Source organism: Diaphorobacter ruginosibacter, from assembly GCF_040396215.1.
In the GTDB taxonomy this organism is placed as follows: Bacteria; Pseudomonadota; Gammaproteobacteria; order Burkholderiales; family Burkholderiaceae_C; genus Diaphorobacter_A; species Diaphorobacter_A ruginosibacter_A.
Genome location: NZ_JBEBOW010000172.1, coordinates 1 through 5,950 on the forward strand (window position 1 = coordinate 1; position 5,950 = coordinate 5,950).

At 65.4% G+C, this 5,950-nt stretch carries 6 protein-coding genes; 4 read left to right on the plus strand and 2 right to left on the minus strand.

Features of this window, described 5'->3' with window-relative positions:
* Both ABWP92_RS15880 and ABWP92_RS15885 read right to left on the minus strand, forming a co-directional pair.
* Positions 1-2,252: Rne/Rng family ribonuclease (locus tag ABWP92_RS15880; protein WP_353236375.1), on the minus strand; the 2,252-nt coding region annotated here is incomplete at its 3' end.
* Positions 2,253-2,413: 161 nt separating this feature from the next.
* On the minus strand, positions 2,414-2,587 hold the full coding sequence (locus ABWP92_RS15885; RefSeq protein WP_353236376.1) for a hypothetical protein: 174 nt from the start codon (positions 2,585-2,587) through the stop codon (positions 2,414-2,416).
* A 263-nt stretch (positions 2,588-2,850) separates the two neighbouring features.
* Here ABWP92_RS15885 and ABWP92_RS15890 point away from each other — a divergent pair, with 263 nt between their 5' ends.
* The 4 genes from ABWP92_RS15890 to ABWP92_RS15905 form a co-directional block, all read left to right on the plus strand.
* On the plus strand, positions 2,851-3,879 hold the full coding sequence (locus ABWP92_RS15890) for an RluA family pseudouridine synthase (RefSeq protein ID WP_353236377.1): 1,029 nt from the start codon (positions 2,851-2,853) through the stop codon (positions 3,877-3,879).
* On the plus strand, positions 3,872-4,540 hold the full coding sequence (locus ABWP92_RS15895; protein WP_353236378.1) for an HAD-IA family hydrolase: 669 nt from the start codon (positions 3,872-3,874) through the stop codon (positions 4,538-4,540). Before ABWP92_RS15890 ends, ABWP92_RS15895 begins: the two co-directional genes overlap by 8 nt.
* Before the next feature lie 7 nt (positions 4,541-4,547).
* The gene (locus ABWP92_RS15900) at positions 4,548-4,928 is read left to right on the plus strand and encodes a Rieske (2Fe-2S) protein (protein WP_353236379.1); all 381 of its coding nucleotides are present in this window, start codon (positions 4,548-4,550) and stop codon (positions 4,926-4,928) included.
* A gap of 3 nt (positions 4,929-4,931) precedes the next feature.
* The coding region (locus ABWP92_RS15905; protein ID WP_353236380.1) for a S49 family peptidase at positions 4,932-5,950 on the plus strand (1,019 nt) is incomplete at its 3' end.

Genomic DNA, 5,950 nt, shown 5'->3' on the forward strand with positions numbered 1-5,950 from the left:
CGCTGGCCACGTTCGCGGCGCTCGCGCTGGGGGCGTTCCGCCGTGCCATCGTCGGGCTGGGCATGGGCTGGTGCCGATGCGTCCACCGCCGGGATGCCGCCGCCCTGGCGCGCTTCGTTGTTGCGGTCGCGGCTGTTGCGTTGCTCGCGGCGGCCCTCGCCGCCGTCGTTGCGTTCGCCGCGGCGGTCATTGCCGCGCTCGTTGCCACGGCTTTCCTCGTTACCGTCGCGCGCCTGGCGTCCTTCGCCGCCACGGTCGCTACGGCGGCCATTGCGGTTTTCATTGCGGTTGTTGCCGGACGCCGCTGAATCGCGGTTTGCGTCACGGCCTTCGCGGTTCTCGCCGCGATTGCCGTCACGGCCGCCACGGCGGCGCTCGCCGTTGCCGCCTCGGCCTTCACGGCGTGGCTCGCGCGCGTCCGCGGCGGGCGCAGGCGCCGCAGCCGGGGCTGGCGCGGCAGCGGGCGTGGCCGGCCCGAAGCCGAACAGGCTCTTGAGCCATGCGATGAAGCCCATTTCCGGAGCGCGGGCGGGCGTGGCCGGGGGCGCGGCGGGTGCCGGTGCCGGCCCGCCATTGCGCTGTTGCTGGCCGGCGGCACGGGCCGCGGCGCGCGCTGCCGCATCGGGACGGGGCTCGACTTGAGGGGCGGGCGCGTCCGGCAGCAGGCCCTTGATCACCGGGGTCTGCTTGTTGGTGGGCTCCTGCGAGCGGCGTGTGACCTTGGTCTGGTCCTCGGTCTCTTCGGCGAGCTGATAGCTGGCCTGCAGATCCTCCAGGCGTGAGTCGTCGTGCTTGAGGCGCTCGAGCTTGTAGTGCGGTGTTTCAAGCGACTTGTTGGGGATCATCAGCACGTTCACGCGCTGCTTGAGTTCGATCTTTGCGATCTCGGTGCGTTTTTCGTTGAGCAGGAACGAGGCCACCTCGACCGGCACCTGGCAGTGCACGGCGGCGGTGTTGTCCTTCATGGACTCTTCCTGGATGATGCGCAGGATCTGCAGCGCCGAGCTTTCCGTGTCGCGGATGTGGCCGGAGCCGCCGCAGCGCGGGCAGTTGATGTGCGCGCCTTCGGACAGGGCGGGCTTCAGGCGCTGGCGGCTCATCTCCATGAGTCCGAACTTGCTGATCGAGCCGAACTGCACGCGCGCGCGGTCCTGGCGCAGGGCGTCGCGCAGGCGGCTTTCCACTTCGCGGCGGTTCTTCGACTCTTCCATGTCGATGAAGTCGATGACGATCAGGCCGCCCAGGTCGCGCAGTCGCATCTGGCGGGCCACTTCGTCGGCTGCTTCGAGGTTGGTGCGGGTGGCGGTTTCCTCGATGTCGCCGCCCTTGATGGCGCGCGCCGAGTTCACGTCCACGGAGACGAGGGCCTCGGTGTGATCGATGACGATGGCGCCGCCCGAGGGCAGCGTCACCGTGCGCGAGTAGGCGGATTCGATCTGGTGCTCGATCTGGAAGCGGCTGAACAGCGGCGCATCGTCACGGTAGCGCTTGACGCGGTTGGCGTGCTCGGGCATCACGTGCGACATGAACTGGTGGGCCTGCTCGAAGATCTCGTCCGTGTCGATCAGGATGTCGCCGATGTCGGAGTTGAAGTAGTCGCGCATGGCGCGGATCACCAGGCTGGATTCCTGGTAGATCAGGAAGGCGCCCTTGCCGGCCTTGGCGGCGTCGGCGATCGCGGTCCAGAGCTTGAGCAGGAAGTTCAGGTCCCACTGCAGTTCGGGCGCGGTGCGGCCGATGCCCGCGGTGCGGGCGATGATGGACATGCCCTTGGGGTACTCGAGCTGGTCCATCGCCTCCTTGAGCTCGGCGCGGTCCTCGCCCTCGATGCGGCGCGATACGCCGCCGCCGCGCGGGTTGTTGGGCATCAGCACGACGTAGCGGCCAGCCAGCGAGATGAAGGTGGTGAGGGCCGCGCCCTTGTTGCCGCGCTCTTCCTTTTCGACCTGGACGAGCAGCTCCTGGCCTTCCTTGATCACATCCTGGATCTTGGCCTGGCTGGGCGAGACGCCTTCGGCAAAGTACTGCTTGGAGATTTCCTTGAATGGCAGAAAGCCGTGGCGATCCTCGCCGTAGTCCACGAAGCAGGCCTCCAGGGAGGGCTCGACACGGGTGACGACCGCCTTGTAGATGTTGCCCTTGCGCTGCTCGCGACCTTCGATTTCGATTTCGTAGTCCAGCAGCTTCTGGCCGTCGACGATGGCGAGGCGGCGCTCTTCGGGCTGCGTGGCGTTGATGAGCATCCGTTTCATGATGCGTTTCCTTCTCGTTGTTGTATGCGGGCCGATGCGTTGCGTGATCGCAGAGGCTCGTCCCGCCAAAGTTCAATGACAAAAACAGGCTCACATGAGCCGCTGATGCCTGGCCAACGCAGAGAAACGAAAGGAATTGCCGGTTACCTGGGGCTGATGAGTCAATGCGATGTCAGTGACTGACTCATCAGGAGTGGAGGAGGGGCGTGGATGAAGGCGAAGCGGACGATGTGCGGCTTTGGCTTGAAGAAGACAGCCTCGGGCACGATCCGCGCGGAAGTTTGCGGCGCGAGCAATGCCCATGCCGGGGGCTTGCGCCCCTGCAGCAGTGACATGATCCAGGCCGTCAAAAACCACATACTTGATATCGCTTTGGTCCGCTGGACACCGCGCCGCATTCTTTCAGGCCGGTGCCAGCTCAAATTCCGTATTCAGTGTTTCAATGTGTTGTCCAATGGCGCCCTACGAGTTGTAACAGGCTAATAACATGCCTGTTTTTTGCGTGGGACGCCTATGGGCATCAACCATACTGAGCGACTCGCCGGGCCGAGTGGACTAAACTCCAGACAAATCAACCACTTACAAATTAGTCGCGCAGGTGAAACACATTATAGAGGGCAAACCAGCAAAACAGGCCGCCCCAATAGCCACATCAGCAGCGCGCATCGTGCAAGTCGATGCGGAATTCGCCGGCCAGCGGCTGGACAATTTTCTGATCCGGGAGCTCAAGGGGGTTCCCAAAACGCACGTCTATCGGATCATCCGCAGCGGCGAAGTCCGCGTGAACAAGGGCCGGGCAGGCGCCGACTCGCGGCTGGAGGCCGGGGATCTGGTGCGGGTGCCTCCGGTGCGCGTCTCCGAGAAGGCGGCCGACAAGCTGGAGCACCCAGCCCCCGCCAGGGAGTTTCCCGTATTGCTGGAAGATGAGCACCTGATCGTCATCGACAAGCCGGCCGGGGTGGCGGTGCATGGCGGCAGCGGGGTGAGTTTCGGGGTGATCGAGCAACTGCGCCGGGCGCGAGCCCACAGCCGTTTCCTGGAACTGGTGCATCGCCTCGACCGTGAAACCTCCGGCGTCCTGCTGGTTGCCAAGAAGCGCTCTGCGCTCACCGGGCTGCAGGACCAGTTCCGCGGGCGGGAGACGGGCAAGACCTATCTTGCGCTGGTCATGGGCGTCTGGCCGGCCAGGAACAAGGTGATCGACGTTCCGCTGCGCAAGTATCTGCAGGAGGATGGCGAGCGCCGGGTGCGCACCACCACGGCCGATGATGCGCAGGGCATGCGTTCCATGACGCTGGTGAAGGTCCGCGAGACCTATGCGCCGCGCCCGATGCAGGGGCTGCCGGCCATGAGCCTGCTGGAGGTGACCATCAAGACCGGGCGCACGCACCAGATCCGCGTGCATCTCTCAAGCCAGGGGCATCCGATCGTCGGCGACGACAAATACGGGGACTTCGACCTCAACAGGCGCGCGCAGAAGCGGGGCCTCAGGCGCATGTTCCTGCATGCCTGGCGGCTGCAGTTCAATCATCCCGCCACCCAGGAGCGCCTCGAGATGCGCGCCGAACTGCCGCCCGAGCTCGCGGATTTCCTGAAAACCGAAACCATTGACTCCTCGCATGCCTGAATCCTTGCTCCGCCATTTCGACCTGATCGCGTTTGACTGGGATGGCACGCTTTATGACTCCACCGCCTGCATCGTGCGCAGCATCCAGGAGGCCGTTCGCGACGTGGGCGGCCAGGTGCCCAGCGACGAGGCTGCGGCCTGGGTGATCGGCATGGCCCTCGAGCCGGCGCTGGCCCGGGCCGCGCCCGACGTGCCGCCGCGGATGTATCCCGAACTCATCAACCGCTACCGGTTCCACTACGTACGCCACCAGGACGACCTGAGCCTGTTCAACGGCGTCCTGCCGATGCTCGATGACATGCGCGGGCGCGGCCACCTGCTCGCGGTGGCCACCGGCAAGAGCCGCCGGGGGCTGGACCACGTGCTGGCGGCGGTGGAGCTGCGCGGCATGTTCGACGGTTCGCGCACCGCCGACGAGACCGCCGGCAAGCCGCATCCCCTGATGCTCCAGGAACTGATGGAGCAGTGGGGTATCGAGCCCGGGCGCACCTTGATGATCGGCGACACCACCCATGACCTGGAGATGGCGCGGGCGGCGGGCTGCGCCAGCGTGGGAGTTGCGTATGGAGCGCATTCCACGGATGGTTTCGCCAGCCTTGCCCCCCTGTATATCGCGGATTCTGTTGCTGATTTGCATCAGTGGCTTCTGGAAAATGGATGATCGCGCCATGAAAGAGGTATCCGCAGATTCCGGTATCGAACTCTGCCCCGGCGACGCACTGGTCGAGGGCGGGCGCGCCTTCTCGTTCGATGTCTGCTTCGCGGGCGAGAACTGCCGCGCATTCGCCATCCGATTCGAGGGAAAAGTCCACGCGTTCCTCAACCGCTGCACGCACGTGGCCATGGAAATGGACTATCAGCCCGACCGGTTTTTCGACGACACTGGCCGGTGGCTGCTGTGCGCCACCCATGGGGCCGCCTATCGGCCCGACACCGGCGAATGCGCCGGCGGGCCGTGCAGGGGAGGTCTGGTGAAGATCCCCCTGAGCGAAAGCGAAGGCGTCGTGCGCTGGCATACGGCCGACAACTTGCAACCTGTAGAGTTTTGATTCATGACTGATCCCAACCGCCCCGATTTCCCTGGATCGCAGGACCACAACGAGCCTGTGATGACGGACCTGTGGGGAAGCGGAAACCGCGCCGGCGCCTCTTCGGCGTCCGCCGCCCCTGCCGCGGGTCCGGGCGGCGGCAAGCCAGCCTGGGAGCGCGACGTGCTCGAAGAACTGGTGTTCGCCACCATCAAGGAGCAGCGCTCGGCCCGCCGGTGGCGCATTTTTCTGCGGCTGCTCTGGCTGGCCGTCGTGGCCGGCATCGCGTGGCTTCTGTTCCTGCGCGAGGCCACTCCCACGACCAAGAGCTCGGCGCATACCGCCGTCATCAATATCAAGGGTGAAATCGCGGCGGGCAACGAGGCCAGCGCGGAATTCGTCGTGGCGGCCATGCGCAGCGCCTTCGAGGATTCGGGCGCGAAGGCGGTGGTGCTGCTCATCAACTCGCCCGGCGGAAGCCCGGTGCAGGCGGGCATGATCAATGACGAGATCGTCCGCCTGAAGGCCAGGCACAAGAAGCCGGTCTATGCCGTGGTGGAGGAGTCCTGCGCCTCTGCCGCCTATTACATTGCCGCTGCCGCGGACCAGATCTTCGTGGACAAGGCCAGCATCGTCGGCAGCATCGGCGTGCTGATGGATGGTTTCGGCTTCACAGGCACCATGGAGAAGCTGGGCGTCGAGCGCCGCCTGCTGACCGCCGGCGAGAACAAGGGCTTTCTGGACCCGTTCAGTCCGCAGACCGAGCAGCAGCGCGCGTACGCGCAGCAGATGCTCGATCAGATTCACCAGCAGTTCATCGCCGTGGTCAAGAAGGGCCGGGGTGATCGCCTGAAGGAAACTCCCGAGATGTTCAGCGGCCTGTTCTGGACCGGCCAGCAGGCCGTCGAACTGGGGCTGGCCGACCAGCTTGGCAATGTGGGCTATGTGGCGCGCGAGATCGTCAAGGCGGAGGACGTGGTCGATTACACCCGCCGCGACAACGTGGCCGAGCGCCTGGTGAGGCGCTTTGGCGCGGCCATGGG

What these genes read in the sequence shown, in the direction of transcription:
- ABWP92_RS15900 (WP_353236379.1), top strand. Translation starts at nt 4,548, where the DNA reads ATGAAAGAGGTATCCGCAGATTCCGGTATCGAACTCTGCCCCGGCGAC.
- ABWP92_RS15895 (WP_353236378.1), top strand. Translation starts at nt 3,872, where the DNA reads ATGCCTGAATCCTTGCTCCGCCATTTCGACCTGATCGCGTTTGACTGG.
- ABWP92_RS15885 (WP_353236376.1), bottom strand. Translation starts at nt 2,587, where the DNA reads ATGTCACTGCTGCAGGGGCGCAAGCCCCCGGCATGGGCATTGCTCGCG.